Origin of the sequence: Methylobacterium sp. Leaf93, assembly GCF_001422345.1 — a bacterium.
In the GTDB taxonomy this organism is placed as follows: Bacteria; Pseudomonadota; Alphaproteobacteria; order Rhizobiales; family Beijerinckiaceae; genus Methylobacterium; species Methylobacterium bullatum.
In genome coordinates this window covers 38,502-52,790 of the sequence record NZ_LMMS01000003.1, presented here as the reverse complement: position 1 = coordinate 52,790, position 14,289 = coordinate 38,502, and the positions used below count along the sequence as shown (strand labels likewise).

Here is a 14,289-nt window from a genome sequence, read left to right as displayed (position 1 = left end):
ACCGGAGACGGGTCTGCCCCGAATCGTCATCGTGATGGGGGTCTCGGGCTCGGGCAAGAGCACGGTGGCCGGCTTGCTGGCCGAGCGCCTCGGGTGGGATTTCGTCGATGGCGACGACTTCCACAGCCCGGACCACGTGGCCAGGATGCGGGACGGCCACGCCCTCGACGATGCCGACCGCGCGCCGTGGCTGGCGGCGATGGCGGCCTGGATCGGCACCCGCCTTGAGACCGGCAAGCCGGGCGTTCTCGCCTGCTCGGCCCTTAAGCGGGCCTATCGCGATGCGCTCATCCAGGGCCGGGCGGGCATTCGCATCGTCTATCTCGACGGCGACCGCGACCTGATCGCGGCCCGCATCGCCCGCCGGACCGGCCATTTCATGCCGGCCGCCCTCCTCGACAGCCAATTCGCCACGCTCGAACCGCCGCGTCCGGAGGAGGGAGCACTGACGGTGCCGATCGTCGGCAGCGCGAAGGCCGTCGTGGCAACGATTCTGGACCGGTCGGGTTTGCAGCCTGTCGATCCCATCAGACGGGACACAGCATGATGTCGGGCCCTCCCTCCGGCGATCAGGCGATCGCCTTCGTGATCTCCGACGTGGACGGAACCCTCGTCACCTCCGACAAGAGCCTGACTCAAGGCAGCCGGGACGCCGTCCGGCGGCTCGACGCGGCCGGTATCGGCTTCACCATCGCTTCCGCCCGGCCGCCGATGGGACTCGCCTCGCTGATCGCCGACCTCGGCCTGCGTCATCCGATCGGCGCGTTCAACGGCAGCACCCTGCTCGCCCCGGATGGGCACATCCTGGCCGAACATCTCATCCCGGAAGAGACGGCCCGCCAAGCCGTGCGGCTCCTCGACGGGTTCGGTCTCGATATCTGGGTGTTCGCACGGGGGCGGTGGAACCTGAACGACCCCCATGGGCCCTACACCGATCTCGAACGCAGGACCTTGCAGGCAGAGCCCACCCGCGTCGAGGATCTCGGCCCCCTCCTCGTGGGCGCATCGAAGATCGTCGGCGTCAGCGCCGATACCGATCATCTGGCCGCATGTGAGAGCTGGGTCGCCGAGGCGCTGGGACTGGGGGCCGACGTCCATCGCTCGCAGGCCTATTATCTCGACGTGACCCCGTACGGGTGGGGCAAGGGGACGTTCGTCGACGAGATCGCCCGTCGCCTCGGGATTCCCCACGCGCGGATCGCAACCCTGGGCGATGCCGCCAACGACGTGGCGATGTTCGCGCGCAGCGGGTTCTCGGTGGCCATGGGCAATGCGACGGAGGCCGTGAAACGGGCCGCGTCGGCGGTCACGTCGGGAAATGACGACGACGGGTTCGCAAATGCGGTGGATGAATTTCTCTTGACGCGTTGACGGGCAAATTCCGTCGATCCTCGTCCCGTACGGCCCAGCTCCTTGGCATCGTTCGCGAATCTTTCGGGCCGATGCGCGGGCTCGCGTTCCGCGCCTGTGCCATGTGCGCCACAGCACGCGGAGAAACGGCTCCGCTTCCCCGCAATCATGGCAGTGGAGCCGCCTTCCGGCCTCAATTGGCCTCGACCCTGAGCGTCAGATCAAGAACGACGCCACCGGGTTTCCGAATGAATCAGCGCCTTCTGCTCCTCGCCGTGGTTGCGGCCGTCCTGCCGGGTCCCGTTCTCGGCCAGGGAACCCCGGCCCGCGACAACATCGATGCGCTGATCGAGGAGCAGGCAAAGGCAAACGGCGTCCCGGCGAGCTTCGTCCACCAGGTCGTCAAGCGGGAAAGCAACTACAATCCCAACGCGAAGGGCGGCAGCGCCCTCGGCCTGATGCAGATCAAGCATGCGACCGCACGCGGCATGGGATATCGCGGGGATGCAGCGGGTCTCTACGATCCAAAGATCAATCTCCGCTATGGCATTGCCTATCTGGCCGGCGCCTATCGTACCGCCAAGGGCAACACCCACCAAGCCTATACGTATTACAACCGGGGCTATTACTACGCCGGCAAGCGCCAGGGCACTCTGGTCGCCGGCCTCGAGGACACCACGGCCGCCTCGCCGCAATCGAGCGCGGCCTTCAGCGACGTGTTCACCCGTGGCTTCGGCACGCAGCGCAAGGCGCAGCCCGATGCGAACGTCACCGCTGCCGGAACGGCCCTGGCCTATGCTCCGAGCCTGACCACTCCGCCCGTGCCGACCGAGCTGGTGGAAGTCCCGCTGCCGCCGCGCCGCCCGGCCGCCTTGTCCGGCCTCGCGCCCGCCGTGGCGGAGATCGGCCCCGCCCATGCGCCGGCCATTACCCCCCAGGCCACGGCTTTGGCCGCCCTGTCGGTCAATCCGGCAATGCCGCAGCCCGCCGCCGTTACGGCCGCCGCCGAATTCTCCGTGACGGAGAAAGTGGAAGTGCCGCTGCCGCCGCGTCGTCCCTCGGCCATCGTCCTCGCCTCGGTCGGACGGCCGATCGTGGCCAAGAAGGCGCCGACCCCCGGTACGATCATGGAAGCCTCGGCTCTTCCGCCGAGCCAGTAGGCCCGCAAGGGTCCTCTGCACCCGACGTATCGCCTCACCGGGCCGGTCGATCCTCCCCACTCGAACCGGCTGTGTGTCTCAGACCCAGACAAGCGAATATCGTTTTTCGAAACCACGCCACGCAAAAGCTCCCTCGGCCACGCTGATTGCGGCAAAGCCAACACATGTTTCGCTTGCGTATGACGCAAGCCCACATCACATGGTGCAGTGCGGCATTCAGAGACCACGGTCTTGCAAGATCGGGCTTCCAACGTGAAGCGTGAAGTGCAAGTCTTGGACATCAAGCCCAACGCCGACGATAGTGAAGCGTAGTCGCGAGCCTGATCTTGGTCGAACGACCATGGAACAAAGGACCGCGACCGGCGCTCGGGAGCCCGCTGCAATCGATCTCGCCAGCACGATCTTCGTGCCGAGTGAGGATCGCGTGGCGGGATATGGTGAGGTCATCAGCCTCCGGGACGGTCAGGTCCGGGACGCGAACACGGAAGACGGACGACGGCATGGCCGGCGCGGCTGAACAAGAATCGATTTTCCTGGCCGAACTCGGTCGGCGTGTCAGGCACGCGCGGACGGTGCGTGGCCTTTCACGAAAACTCCTCTCCCAAACCTCGGGGCTGTCGGAGCGCTACATCGCCCAGCTCGAGAGCGGGCAGGGCAACGTCTCGATCATCCTGCTGCGCCGTGTGGCGGATGCGATGGGCGTGCGGCTCGACGACATGATCACCGTGCAGGACACCCCGCCGGACTGGCACGTGATCCGCGATCTCCTCGCAACGGCATCGGCGGAACAGATCACGCTGGCGAAGGGCATCCTGTCCGGCCACGCCACGGCCAACGGCGAGACCCCGATGCCGCGGGTGGCCCTGGTCGGCCTGCGCGGAGCGGGGAAATCGACCCTCGGCCGCCGGGTAGCCGAACGCCTGGGCTGGACCTTCATCGAGCTCAACGCCGAGATCGAGCGCGAGAACGCGCTGTCCGTGAAGGAAATCTTCGCGATCTATGGCCAGGAGGGGTATCGCCGCCTCGAACAGGCCGCCCTGCGACGGCTGACCGAACATCCCGGCCCGATGATCCTCGCCACGAGCGGAGGCATCGTCGCCGAGCCCCTGACATACGACCTCCTCCTCCAGGCCTTCTTCACGGTCTGGCTTCGGGCCAAGCCCGAGGAGCACATGCAGCGCGTGCGCGACCAGGGAAAACTCGCCACCACGGGGGATCATGCCTCGGCCATGCAGGAGCTGCGCGCCGTGCTGCTCAGCCGCGAGCCACTCTATGCCCGTGCCCCGGCGGTGGTGGACACATCCGACGTCGCCTTGGAAGAGATGATCGACCGGCTCGCCGCCGTGATCGACGCGCGTTTCGGATCGGCGGATTACCGGCGCAGTGCCTGACCGGCCTTCGGTACGGGCGGGAACCCCTTGATACCGGGGATGCCTTTCCCCACGCTATGGGGAGAGCCCGAGGGAACGGAGTGCTCCGTCCGCCCTTGACCTCGGGGGAGAGTGTTCTCCCGTATCGGTTCCCGACAAGGCCGTCCGCGCCTGGACGAGGGGATCCAGCCGTCCGGGCCGCGCCGTTCGCCTCAGATTCCGCATTGCGGAGGAGTCCATGTCCGCCAGCCCACTCTCGAATCCCGCGATCGGACACGAATCCATCGCCGGGACCGTCGATCCGGTCTGGTCGCGCCTGCGCGGCGAGGCCGAAGCCGTGGTTCGCGAGGAGCCTCAACTCGCCTCGTTCATCGTGGCGACCATCCTTAACCAGGCGACGCTCGAAGCCGCCGTATCCCACCGCGTCGCCGCGCGTCTCGGCCATCCCTCGCTGCCGGCGGAACTCGTGGCGCATGGCTTCCACGAGGCCATCGCCGCCGATCCACGCATCGGTGACAGCTTCCGCGCCGATATCGGGGCCGTGCTGGATCGCGACCCCGCGGCGGCGCGGGCCATCGAACCCGTCCTGTACTTCAAGGGCTTCCACGCCATCCAGGCCCATCGTCTCGCGCACTGGTACTGGACCAGCGGCCGCCGCGACCTCGCGCTCTACCTGCAGAGTCGCTCGTCCGAGGTCTTTCAGACCGACATTCATCCGGCCGCCCGCATCGGGCGTGGCATCTTCCTCGATCACGCCACCGGCGTCGTCGTCGGCTCCACCGCCGTCATCGAGGACGACGTCTCGATCCTGCATGCCGTCACCCTCGGCGGCACCGGAAAGCAGGGCAGCGACCGCCACCCCAAGATCCGTCGCGGCGTCATGATCGGTGCCGGTGCCAAGATCCTGGGCAACATCGAAGTGGGCGAGTATGCCCGCGTTGCCGCAGGCTCCGTGGTCCTGCGCCCGGTTCCGGCCCATACCACGGTGGTGGGCGTGCCCGCCCGCGTGGTCGGCACCGCCGGCTGCGCCGAACCGGCCCGCGCCATGGACCAGTTCGTCAATATCGACCAGTTCATTCACATGGCCGAAGGCATATGAACCCGTCCGCCCGCGCTTGCCCGGCGCGAAGCGGCATGGCAAGCGGTGCCCATCCCGAGGCGCTGGACCGCTCGAACCGGTCCCGCCTCCACCGACCACCGACGAAGCAAGAGGCGAAAGCGTGAACAAGACCGACATCGCGAAGGTCCAGGATTTTATGCGCCGGACGTTCGCCAACACGAATATCCGCCTCGTGGCCCGCCCCAAGAAGGACGATTCGGCCGAAGTCTATATCGGCGAAGAGTTCCTCGGTGTGGTCTCCGTCGACGACGAGGACGGCGATCGCTCGTTCAACTTCGCCATGGCGATCCTCGACATCGATCTCGAAGACTGAAGCTGCCGGGCCGAGAGGCCTCGCACCTCGATCGCGGGCTCCCTGGAGCCGCGATCCGCATGACGCTGGAATCCGCGTAGTTCTCCTCGTGCGTCGGCCAATCCTGACGCCGGGAAATCCTTAACAACTCGTAAACGCTCTGGCAGAGTGCGTGCTCAATCCGTCGTCAACGGTCGAGCGCGCCATGGACATCAGCCCCTCCGCCATCGAATCGATTCGGACCCTGTGTGTCGGTCTCGCCTTGTCGGGCCTCCTCGCCAGCGCCTTCGAGCTCATCTCCGACCGCCGCGCGAGCTTCAGCCTGCTGGAACGCGGCGGTGTCGGGGCGGTGGCGGCTCTGCCGATCCTGGCCTTCGGTGCTCCCTTCATCATCCTGCGCAACACCGTCCGCGGTCGCCGGATCGAGGGCCGTCCGATCCCCTTCGTCATGATCGCGACGATCATCGCCTGCGGCTGGAGCCTGCTCTCGGGCCGGATCGCCCTCGATCTCGCCCACATGATCACCGGTTGAGCGGAACGAACCGCGCCAGCGGCTCGATGCGAGACGTCGCCGAGCCTCGCGTTTCGTCCGTCCGGGTCAGGACCAGCGAAGGGCGGATCGAGGCCACGATCGATCAGCGGTTGGCAGTGGCCACCGGCGAGGCGACGCCGTTGAGCGAGACCCAGGCCATGCTGTCCTGGCCCTCACGCTTGACGTAGGTGTAGCCGGTGCGGGGCGCGGACAGGATCGCGGTGGTCTTGTTGTCGAGGATGAGATCGCCCTTGTCGGTGCGGACCATCAGGACCGCATGGCCTTCGCCGATATCGTCGATGACGACGGTCATCCGTAGGGCACGACGGGGGAGGCCGCGCTCCACCAGCATCCTGCGCTTGAGAAGCTGGAAATCCTCGCAATCGCCGAAACCGTCATCGGGAAAGTCCCACCGGTCGACGACGCCCCAATGGGCCATGTCGGTGATCGGATGGATACGTGCGTTGACGCGGCGGTTGACGCTGGTGAGCGTGCGCCAGATCGCCGGGTTGAGGGCGATGATCGCTGGCTGTGACGTGTCGACGATGCATTCGGCGGGGTATTTGGCGCAGAACCCGTTCCAGGCCGCCACCGGCCGGGCGCCGCCATTCTCGTTCACGGCCGGCGCATCGGGGAGGGCGGCGACCGGGCGCGCTTGCGTGGCGGCCCCGCCGAGGAGCAGGATGGAGCCCACCAGGGACACCCTGGCCGCACGGCCGACCCGTCTCAACAGCCCGCTTCCCGAGAAGCTTCCGCCGTCGACGCCTCGCAGAATCGCGTGCCGCATTCCGGTCGCCCTGCCATTCGTTGCCGAAGGCAAGAAACTGGCACGCCCGGAGCCGGGGCTCAATCCAAAAGTTAAACCGGAATTAACTTCCCACTGGCTCGGGAGTTCCAGGGCAGAAATGTGATGTTTTCCGGCAACCCCGGAGAATCCGGTTCAGCGGTTCGCGGTGGTCACCGGAGACGTGACGCCGCCCAGGGACACCCAGGCCACTGAATCCTGGCTCTCGCGTTTGATGAAGACGTAACCGGTCCGATACCAGGGCAGGATCTCGCTGGTCTTGTTGTCGAGGATGAATTCGCCACGGTCGGTCAGGAGCGTCAACACGGCATGGCCCTCGCCCTTCTCGTCGATGACCACGGTCATCCGCATGGCGCGGCGGGACAGGCCGGCATCGGCGAGGCGCTTGCGCTTGACGAGCTGGAAATCCTCGCAATCTCCCATTCCGTCCTCGGCGAGGTCCCAGCGGTCGGCTTCGCCCCAATGCTCTGCATCGGTGACGGCGCGCAGACCGGTATTCACCCGACGGTTGACCGAGACGATCAGGCTCCACGTGGCGGGGGTGAGGGCGATACGGGGCGGCTCATTCGCGTCGATGGCGCATTCGGCCGGGTAACGCTGGCAAAACGACACCCAGCCGACGATGGGGCGGGCGGCACCGAGAACATCGGCGGATTGCGAGGGCGAGGGCAGGGCGGCCATGGTCTGGGCCTGTGACGCCCCGGCGCCGAACATCGCCAGCGCCGCGAGCATCCCCAGCAAGAATGTTTTCGTCCGTGCCATCGCGACCACCTCGTCCAACGAGGACCACGATGCCGCCACGCTTCCTGTGCTGCGCTGAAACGGATCGGCGCAATTTTATCGATCCGACCTCGAAGCCGGGCCGCCGGCGGACAAAGCCAACCGGCGGCTGAACCAAGGACTCGCATTGGCGCGATCGCGGCAGGCAAACCGTAACCATGACGACGCGGATGCGATCGGCGAGGATCTCATCCCCACCTTGCCCGGGCGCCGTGGATGTCGGAACGAACGACGAGGAAAGCCGGCACGGCCATCCCAAGCCGGGAGGATCCGACCTGTTGGACCGTATCTCGCCGACGCCAGGACGACCGAACTGTCGGCAGAACCCGAAGAGGCGGCGCTCTCAAGCCGAGGCGAGGCGGGGGGACGCTCTCAGAGCGTCAGGCCCTCATGGAACAGGTCGGGCGAGATCGGGAGCATGAAACCCACGCCGATGCCGCCCTCGAAGTAGCGCACCACGCGACCCGGCGTCCGCCCCACCATGACGCTTGTTCCAATCGGTGGCTGCACCTGGGTCGAGAGGGCGACGCCGGACAGGGAGACGTCGATGATACGGGCGGCAACCTCGCGCCCGCCCTCGATCTTCACCGTCACCCCGGTTTCCTGGGGCGTAAGACGCTCGTGGTTGCGCCCTTCGGGCAGGCCGAGGGCCTCGCGGTTGGAGATCCAGGTGAGCTGGGACGCGATCTTGTCGCGCTTGCGTTGAGTCGCGTTCAGGCGAACCGCGATGCCGCCGCTGGGGAACCGGGCGATGGTCCCCTCGATGCGGCCGATACTCTCGAGATACAGCACGACGCGCTCGTCGAGTTCTCCCAGTACCGCGCAGGTCAGGCGGACGCCGCCCGGTGACATGTCGACGGTCTGGCAGGGAAATTCGCGGCGGTCGGCCAGCATGTAACGGCCGAGGAGGGCGACCTTGACCCGCTGATGACGACGCAGATCCGACGGCCGCAGCAAGCGCACCGGCTTCGCTTCAGTTTGCGCGAAAGCCTCGGTCATCGCGGAATCCGCACTCGGGTTGGATCGTCGTCAGCACACTCGTACAGGTCTCTTGGTTACGAAAATCTTTGCCGGGATAGACGCGTCCCACGCACCGTCCGTCAAAAGCCAATCAGGCCCGCCCGCCGGGATGCACCATCAGGTGGCCGCGACGCACCGGCAGGCTGTCATTGGCGGGTTGCGGCAGGTTCCTGAGATTTGACGCGGCGTCGCTCCTGGCGAGGTCGATGACGTCGTAAGTCGGATCGAGGACGCGAAGCGAGATGGATTCGAGCCGCGTCACGGGCCGAAGCCCCAGCCATTGCGGAACGACTTTGGGGCTGAGCGATCCGAACATGCGGACCTGCGTCTGCCCACGGTGACGCAGGGGAAGAAGCAGGAGTTCGAGGTCGATCTGCTCGTCCCTCTGGGTCATCCCGCGCAAACCCGCGACGATCCCCACCGTATCGACCGCCACCGTCTCCACGAGGCGCCAGGGATCGGCCTGCCCCGCACCCCAGATGTCGCCGAAGGCGCTGCCGCGCAATTCGCGCCCGAACAGGGCGCAGACCCGGGTTCCCGCGAGCCGGACCGTCGCCGCCGACTGCGCCATGTCGAGTTCGAGGATCAGGCTCTCGGAGAGAAGGTTGCGGATATCTCCGGGCTCGATCTCGCTCCTCTCGGGCGCGGCCCGCGTACCACGAAGCCGGTCCCAGTAATGATAGAGCATACGGCTGGTCGGATGCTTCATGGCGTCCCGTCGTGGCACGGTCCCGCGGGGACCTGTTCGAAATCGGCCCGATCCATCCGGCGCTGGACACAGCCCCCGGTTCGGTTAACAAGCCTGCGCACACTCTATGCCCGTCCAAGGCGGCACGCTCGCTTAACCTCCGGTTAGGGTTAACGCTGCGGCGGAGCGAGGCTGCGGGGCAGCCGTCATTGCGATGTCCCGCGTGGTCGGATCGTTCGGCCAGTGCGGCACTGCGCCCGAATCGCGCATCGCTCGCCTGAATTTGCATGGGCCGGGGGCTTGCGGCGGCGGCATCCGCGCCGACATGGTGGCGCCATGGATGCCATGCCCGATCTGCCGCGCCAAAGCCGCGTCCCCGTCTTCAACATGCCCGGCGCGGTGACGGCCTCGATCGCCCTCCTGCTCGGCCTCCATGCGATGCGCGAATTCGTCCTGCCGGACGAATGGGACATCACGCTCCTCCTCAACCTGGCCCTGATCCCGGGGCGCTGGCTCGCCTCTGTGGACCCGGACCGGGCCGCGGAGATCCTGTCGGCCGCCTCCTCGGCCTCGGGCGACACGGATGTGGTCCAGGCCCGCGCGGCCTTCGCCCAGTACGTGGTGGCCAACCCTTCGGCGAGCCCCTGGACCTTCGCCACCTATGCCCTGCTGCACGGCTCGTGGACGCATGTCATCTTCAACGTGGTCTGGCTCGCCGCCTTCGGCTCTCCCGTGGCGCGGCGATGCGGCCCCTGGCGCTATGGCCTTCTCGGATTGATCGGCGCCGTGGCGGGCGGGGTCCTCCACGTGGCGATCGACCCGTTGAGCACGGCCCCGCTGATCGGCGCCTCGGCCGGTGTCTCGGCGCTGATGGCGGCCGCCGCGCGCTTCGTGTTCCAGCCGCCGCCGCCCTTCCATGCCGGGCCGCCCTGGCAGCACCCCGTCCACCCCCCGCTCCAGACCATTCCCGAGCTCCTGCGCAACCGGACGGCGGTGATGTTCCTCGGCATCTGGCTCGTCACCAACTTCGTCTTCGGGATCATCTCGCTGCCGCTGGGCGCGGAATCCTCGACCGTGGCGTGGGACGCCCATCTGGGCGGGTTCCTGGCAGGATTCTTCCTCTTCCCGATTTTCGACGGTGTCGGAGGCGCAAAAGCGTAATTTTTCCGCATGTTTCGGCATCGGAAGGGCGGTCCCGTGGGTTGTCACGTCAGACATGACGTCACACAATTCCGTGATGCGCCGGGATCAACCCGGCCCGCGTAACAGCCTATGGGAGATATTGGTCATGACCGTCGCACGCATCCTGTCCGAAAAGGGCGGCTCCGTCGTCACCGTGGAGCCGAACCGGACCCTGGACGACGCCATCCATCTCCTCGCCGAGAAGCGGATCGGCGCCATCGTCGTGAGCAACGACGAGGGTGCCGTCCTCGGCATCCTGTCGGAGCGGGACATCATCCGGGCGCTGTCCCGCCAGGGAGCGGGGGCCTTCGATGCGCCGATCTCCCAGCACATGACGGCATCGGTGACCACCTGCACCCGGTCGAGCACCGTCGAGGAGGTCATGCAGCTGATGACCGACGGGCGCTTCCGCCACGTGCCGGTGGTCGAGGACGGGCGGCTCGCCGGCCTCGTCTCCATCGGTGACGTGGTCAAGCGCCGGATCGCCGCCGTGGAGGCGGAGCACCAGGCCATGCGCGACTACATCACCATGGCCTGACGCGGGGTCGGTCGCGCCAGCGGCGATCTCTCACGCGAAGCGGATGGGCTCCGGCAGGGTCAGACCCGCTCGGCCGCCAGGGCGACGAGCTCCCTGATGCGCGGCAGAGCGGCCTTGGCCGCTTCCCGCCCGAGGAGGATCGCTTCTTCGGCGCGGTGGAACTCGAACAACCCCATTTCCGCGAGACGCGGGGACAGCATGAGATCCGGCGGGTCCCGCTCCAGTCTCGCCCGCGAGATCCTGTCCTGGGTGATGTTGAACGCGTCGAACATCACCCGCCCCATGCCGGGAGGGCCGGGCTCGCGGGGCGGGGCAGGGCGTGGCGCCGGCCCGCGCCGACCGGTGCCGCGCATGCGGTTCAGCAGGTTCCATCCCCGGCGCGACGTGGTGAGGGGCAGGGCCGATGAGGCGGCCCCGTCGCCGTCAGGCCCGATCACCAGGCCGGGCTCGGCCCGTGGATCGCCGTTGAGGTTCACGCAGATCACCAGCTCGGCCCCGAGCCCGCGCGCGAGCTTGACCGGCACCGGATTCACCAGCGTTCCGTCCATCATCAGGCGGCCGTCGAGACGCACCGGGGGAAACAGGCCGGGGAGGGCGTAGGAGGCCCGGATCGCCTCCACCAGGGAGCCACGCGTCAGCCAGACCTCGTCGCCCGAGCCGAGATCCGTCGCGACGCTGGCGAAGCGGATCGGCAGGTTCTCCACCCGCCGCGTGCCGAGATCGCCTTCGAGGCGGCGCTTCAACCGCTCGCCGGCAATGAGGCCGGACCCCAGGCGCAGGTCGAGGAGCCCCATGACCCGCCGCCTCGTCAGCGACAGGGCGAAATCCTTGAGCAGATCGAGCTTGCCGGCGGCGTAGCAGCCGCCGACGACGGCACCGATGGAGCAGCCAGCCACCATGTCGGGGTGGATGCCAGCCTCTTCGAGCACCTCGATGACGCCGATATGCGCCCAGCCTCGCGCGGAACCGCCGCCCAGAGCCAGACCGATCCGCGGTCGTGGCGGCGGCTGTTCGGCCACGGGCTCGACATTGCCCCGCGGAAAGACCGGCTTCTGCGACAGGTGGGACAGCATGCCCTGGCGGTAGAGGGCGACCCCGCGAAAGGACAGCCCATCCCAGGTCACGGCCCGGCGGGTCCGAGCAGGGCCTCGCCGGATACCGGATCGAGGGAGACGGCGCGGTAGAAGCAGGAGCGTCGCCCGGTATGGCAACAACCGCCGTCGCCCCCGACTTCCACCGAGATCAGGAGCGCGTCCTGGTCGCAATCCACCCGCATCTCAACGACGCGCTGGACCTGTCCGCTCGTGGCGCCCTTGTGCCAGAGCTCGCTCCGCGAGCGCGACCAGTACCAGGCCTCGCCGGTCTCAAGGGTGCGCCGAAGGGATTCGGCGTTCATGTGGGCGAGCATCAGGACCCGGCCGTCATGGGCGTCGACGGCGATGCAGGCGACCAGACCGTTCGCGTCGAAGCGCGGGGTCAGCGTTTCGCCTTCCTCCACATCCTTGCGCGAACCGGGCGGGGAGAACCCACCGGGCGCGGCGGAAGCTTGGCTCACCGTCATCGCGTGGAATGCCCGCGTCAGTTCTTGTTGTTGCGGACGAGGGTCAGGAACCGGACCTGCTCGTTGGCATCGTCCTTGAACACGCCGCGGAACTGCGTGGTCAGGGTGGAGACACCGGCCTTCTGCACGCCGCGCATGGCCATGCAGAGATGCTCGGCCTCCACCATCACGGCGATGCCGCGCGGCTTCAGGATGCTCTCGATCACGTCGGCGATCTGGGCCGTCATGGTCTCCTGCGTCTGCAGGCGGCGGGCGAAGGTGTCGACCACGCGGGCGAGCTTCGACAGGCCGACCACGCCCTTGGTCGGGTAATAGGCGATATGGGCGAGGCCCATGAACGGCACCATGTGGTGCTCGCAATGGGAGTAGAACGGAATGTCGCGCACGAGCACGATGTCGGAATAGCCCTCGACCTCCTCGAAGACGCGCTCGAGCAGGGCATCGGCATCTTGCTCGTAGCCGCCGAAGAGCTGGCCATAGGCCTTCGCCACACGGGCGGGCGTATCTTTGAGGCCCTCGCGATTCGGGTCGTCGCCGGCCCAGCGCAGCAGGGTGCGCACGGCGGCCTCGGCCTCCTCCCGGCTCGGACGGCCGGTGGCCACGGCATCGGGCACGCGCTTGGCCGAAGCCGGCAGGGGGGCGACCTCGGCGGGGGCCTCCACGGGGCGGGAATTGTCGTTGCGCATCCCGTTCAGGGGCGCGGGCACAGCCTTGGCAGTCGGGTCCATTCCCTGATGATCCGTCTCGGTCAGCCGGTAGGAAAGGGATTTGAGCGCGGCATCCATGGCATCTCCCGCCCGCGCGACGCGGGCGTTCATCGTCGAACTATCTGGTTTTGCGTACATCGTCGAACCATCTCGGTCGCGTTTTCAGCCGCGTTGCCGCAGGCCGGCGCCCGAACGATGAGAATTTCCTTGGCCGTGGGCGCGACCCTGGTCGACGAACCGCCTCCTCGCGAAACGGTACGCTGGCGCCTATATCGTCGTTATCGCGCCGCCGCGCAATGCGGGGAATGCGGATCAGACCATCGTGATCGGAAGCCGGCTCGCTGCCGGCGCCCCGACGGGACCTCCCCTATGCTCGACGATATCTACAACCGCCGCATTCTCGAACTCGCCGCCGACATCCCCCGTCTCGGCCGGCTCGACGCGCCGGATGCCAGCGCCACCGCCCATTCGAAGCTCTGCGGCTCCACCGTCACCGTCGATCTCTCGGTGAAGGACGGCACGGTGACGGACTTCGCCCATGAGGTGAAGGCCTGCGCCCTTGGCCAGGCCTCGTCCTCCCTCATGGCCCGCCACGTGGTCGGCGCCAAGGCGGACGAGCTTCGGAGCTTGCGCGACACGGTTCGGCGCATGCTCAAGGAGAACGGGCCGGCACCGCAGGGCGAGTGGGCCGACCTCGCCGTGCTCGAGCCGGTGCGGGACTTCAAGGCGCGTCACGCCTCGACCCTCCTCACCTTCGACGCCGTGGTGAATGCCCTCGATCAGGTCGCCGCCAAGGCTCAGGCCGCCGAATAGAGCCATGGTCCGCCGCGCGGCCCATTGGGCGATCCGGGGCTACCAGCTCACCCTGTCGGGCCTGATCGGCCGGCAATGCCGACACTGGCCGTCCTGTTCGGACTACACCGACGAGGCGATCCGCCGGCACGGCTTCTGGCCGGGCGGCTGGGTCGGGTTCTCGCGCATCTGCCGCTGCGGCCCGTTCGGCACCCACGGGATCGACCTCGTGCCGGACGTCCTGCCGCCGCGATCGGCCTGGTACGCTCCCTGGACCTATGGGCGCTGGCGCGGAGTGAACGCGCCGCTATCGCCGTTTGCGTGCGAAGCGGTGGAAGGCGATGACGGAGGAAGGTAGCGTTGCCCCACCACCGGCGATGCAACGGAAGAAA

At 67.6% G+C, this 14,289-nt stretch carries 18 protein-coding genes; 11 read left to right on the top strand and 7 right to left on the bottom strand.

Annotation, left to right across the window (positions count from 1 at the left end; genetic code table 11):
* Nucleotides 1–34: 34 nt before the first annotated feature.
* The 7 genes from ASF26_RS04645 to ASF26_RS04615 all read left to right on the top strand — a co-directional run bounded on the left by ASF26_RS04645 (nucleotide 35) and on the right by ASF26_RS04615 (nucleotide 5,824).
* On the top strand, nucleotides 35–547 hold the full coding sequence (locus ASF26_RS04645; protein ID WP_056250513.1) for a gluconokinase: 513 nt from the start codon (nucleotides 35–37) through the stop codon (nucleotides 545–547).
* Nucleotides 547–1,371 carry a Cof-type HAD-IIB family hydrolase gene (locus ASF26_RS04640; RefSeq protein ID WP_056250511.1) on the top strand — a complete coding sequence of 275 codons (825 nt, stop codon included), beginning with the start codon at nucleotides 547–549 and terminating at the stop codon, nucleotides 1,369–1,371. Before ASF26_RS04645 ends, ASF26_RS04640 begins: the two co-directional genes overlap by 1 nt.
* Before the next feature lie 227 nt (nucleotides 1,372–1,598).
* On the top strand, nucleotides 1,599–2,510 hold the full coding sequence (locus tag ASF26_RS04635; protein ID WP_018044048.1) for a transglycosylase SLT domain-containing protein: 912 nt from the start codon (nucleotides 1,599–1,601) through the stop codon (nucleotides 2,508–2,510).
* Between the two features lie 434 nt (nucleotides 2,511–2,944).
* Nucleotides 2,945–3,901, top strand: coding sequence for a helix-turn-helix transcriptional regulator (locus ASF26_RS04630; RefSeq protein WP_081612664.1), 957 nt, complete (start codon nucleotides 2,945–2,947; stop codon nucleotides 3,899–3,901).
* Between the two features lie 217 nt (nucleotides 3,902–4,118).
* Nucleotides 4,119–4,979 carry a serine O-acetyltransferase gene (cysE, locus tag ASF26_RS04625; RefSeq protein WP_018044046.1) on the top strand — a complete coding sequence of 287 codons (861 nt, stop codon included), beginning with the start codon at nucleotides 4,119–4,121 and terminating at the stop codon, nucleotides 4,977–4,979.
* 121 nt (nucleotides 4,980–5,100) lie between these two features.
* Nucleotides 5,101–5,313 (top strand): DUF3126 family protein, encoded by a 213-nt coding sequence (locus ASF26_RS04620; protein ID WP_018044045.1) that lies wholly within the window; start codon nucleotides 5,101–5,103, stop codon nucleotides 5,311–5,313.
* Between the two features lie 184 nt (nucleotides 5,314–5,497).
* Complete coding sequence (locus ASF26_RS04615) at nucleotides 5,498–5,824, top strand: hypothetical protein (RefSeq protein ID WP_056250250.1); 327 nt, start codon at nucleotides 5,498–5,500, stop codon at nucleotides 5,822–5,824.
* 103 nt (nucleotides 5,825–5,927) lie between these two features.
* Here the strand turns inward: ASF26_RS04615 and ASF26_RS04610 are convergent, their stop codons facing one another.
* From ASF26_RS04610 to ASF26_RS04595, 4 genes are all read right to left on the bottom strand, one after another.
* The gene (locus ASF26_RS04610; protein WP_018044043.1) at nucleotides 5,928–6,611 is read right to left on the bottom strand and encodes a transglutaminase-like cysteine peptidase; all 684 of its coding nucleotides are present in this window, start codon (nucleotides 6,609–6,611) and stop codon (nucleotides 5,928–5,930) included.
* 153 nt (nucleotides 6,612–6,764) lie between these two features.
* A complete protein-coding gene (locus ASF26_RS04605) occupies nucleotides 6,765–7,391 on the bottom strand; it encodes a transglutaminase-like cysteine peptidase (protein ID WP_026175982.1) in 627 nt (208 codons plus the stop codon).
* Nucleotides 7,392–7,781: 390 nt separating this feature from the next.
* Nucleotides 7,782–8,408: a PilZ domain-containing protein gene (locus tag ASF26_RS04600; RefSeq protein WP_056250248.1), complete on the bottom strand. Its 627-nt coding sequence runs from the start codon at nucleotides 8,406–8,408 to the stop codon at nucleotides 7,782–7,784.
* 112 nt (nucleotides 8,409–8,520) lie between these two features.
* The gene (locus ASF26_RS04595; protein ID WP_056250246.1) at nucleotides 8,521–9,138 is read right to left on the bottom strand and encodes a PAS domain-containing protein; all 618 of its coding nucleotides are present in this window, start codon (nucleotides 9,136–9,138) and stop codon (nucleotides 8,521–8,523) included.
* Between the two features lie 315 nt (nucleotides 9,139–9,453).
* On the opposite strand from ASF26_RS04595, the gene ASF26_RS04590 reads away from it, so the two are divergent.
* Both ASF26_RS04590 and ASF26_RS04585 read left to right on the top strand, forming a co-directional pair.
* Nucleotides 9,454–10,278: a rhomboid family intramembrane serine protease gene (locus ASF26_RS04590; protein WP_056250244.1), complete on the top strand. Its 825-nt coding sequence runs from the start codon at nucleotides 9,454–9,456 to the stop codon at nucleotides 10,276–10,278.
* 127 nt (nucleotides 10,279–10,405) lie between these two features.
* Nucleotides 10,406–10,837 carry a CBS domain-containing protein gene (locus tag ASF26_RS04585; protein WP_026175981.1) on the top strand — a complete coding sequence of 144 codons (432 nt, stop codon included), beginning with the start codon at nucleotides 10,406–10,408 and terminating at the stop codon, nucleotides 10,835–10,837.
* Between the two features lie 59 nt (nucleotides 10,838–10,896).
* On the opposite strand, the gene ASF26_RS04580 is transcribed toward ASF26_RS04585, so the two are convergent.
* The 3 genes from ASF26_RS04580 to folE are packed head-to-tail and all read right to left on the bottom strand — an operon-like array spanning nucleotide 10,897 to nucleotide 13,243.
* Entirely contained in the window at nucleotides 10,897–11,961 is a 1,065-nt protein-coding gene (locus tag ASF26_RS04580) for a patatin-like phospholipase family protein (RefSeq protein ID WP_156462863.1), read from the bottom strand.
* Nucleotides 11,958–12,398, bottom strand: a complete 441-nt coding sequence (hisI, locus tag ASF26_RS04575; RefSeq protein WP_056250243.1) for a phosphoribosyl-AMP cyclohydrolase — start codon at nucleotides 12,396–12,398, stop codon at nucleotides 11,958–11,960. Before hisI ends, ASF26_RS04580 begins: the two co-directional genes overlap by 4 nt.
* Before the next feature lie 17 nt (nucleotides 12,399–12,415).
* Entirely contained in the window at nucleotides 12,416–13,243 is an 828-nt protein-coding gene (folE, locus tag ASF26_RS04570) for a GTP cyclohydrolase I FolE (RefSeq protein ID WP_056250241.1), read from the bottom strand.
* A gap of 231 nt (nucleotides 13,244–13,474) precedes the next feature.
* On the opposite strand from folE, the gene ASF26_RS04565 reads away from it, so the two are divergent.
* Together ASF26_RS04565 and yidD are read left to right on the top strand one after the other, a co-directional pair.
* Entirely contained in the window at nucleotides 13,475–13,918 is a 444-nt protein-coding gene (locus ASF26_RS04565) for an iron-sulfur cluster assembly scaffold protein (protein ID WP_056250240.1), read from the top strand.
* Nucleotides 13,919–13,922: 4 nt separating this feature from the next.
* Complete coding sequence (gene yidD, locus ASF26_RS04560) at nucleotides 13,923–14,255, top strand: membrane protein insertion efficiency factor YidD (RefSeq protein ID WP_056250238.1); 333 nt, start codon at nucleotides 13,923–13,925, stop codon at nucleotides 14,253–14,255.
* Nucleotides 14,256–14,289 lie beyond the last annotated feature (34 nt).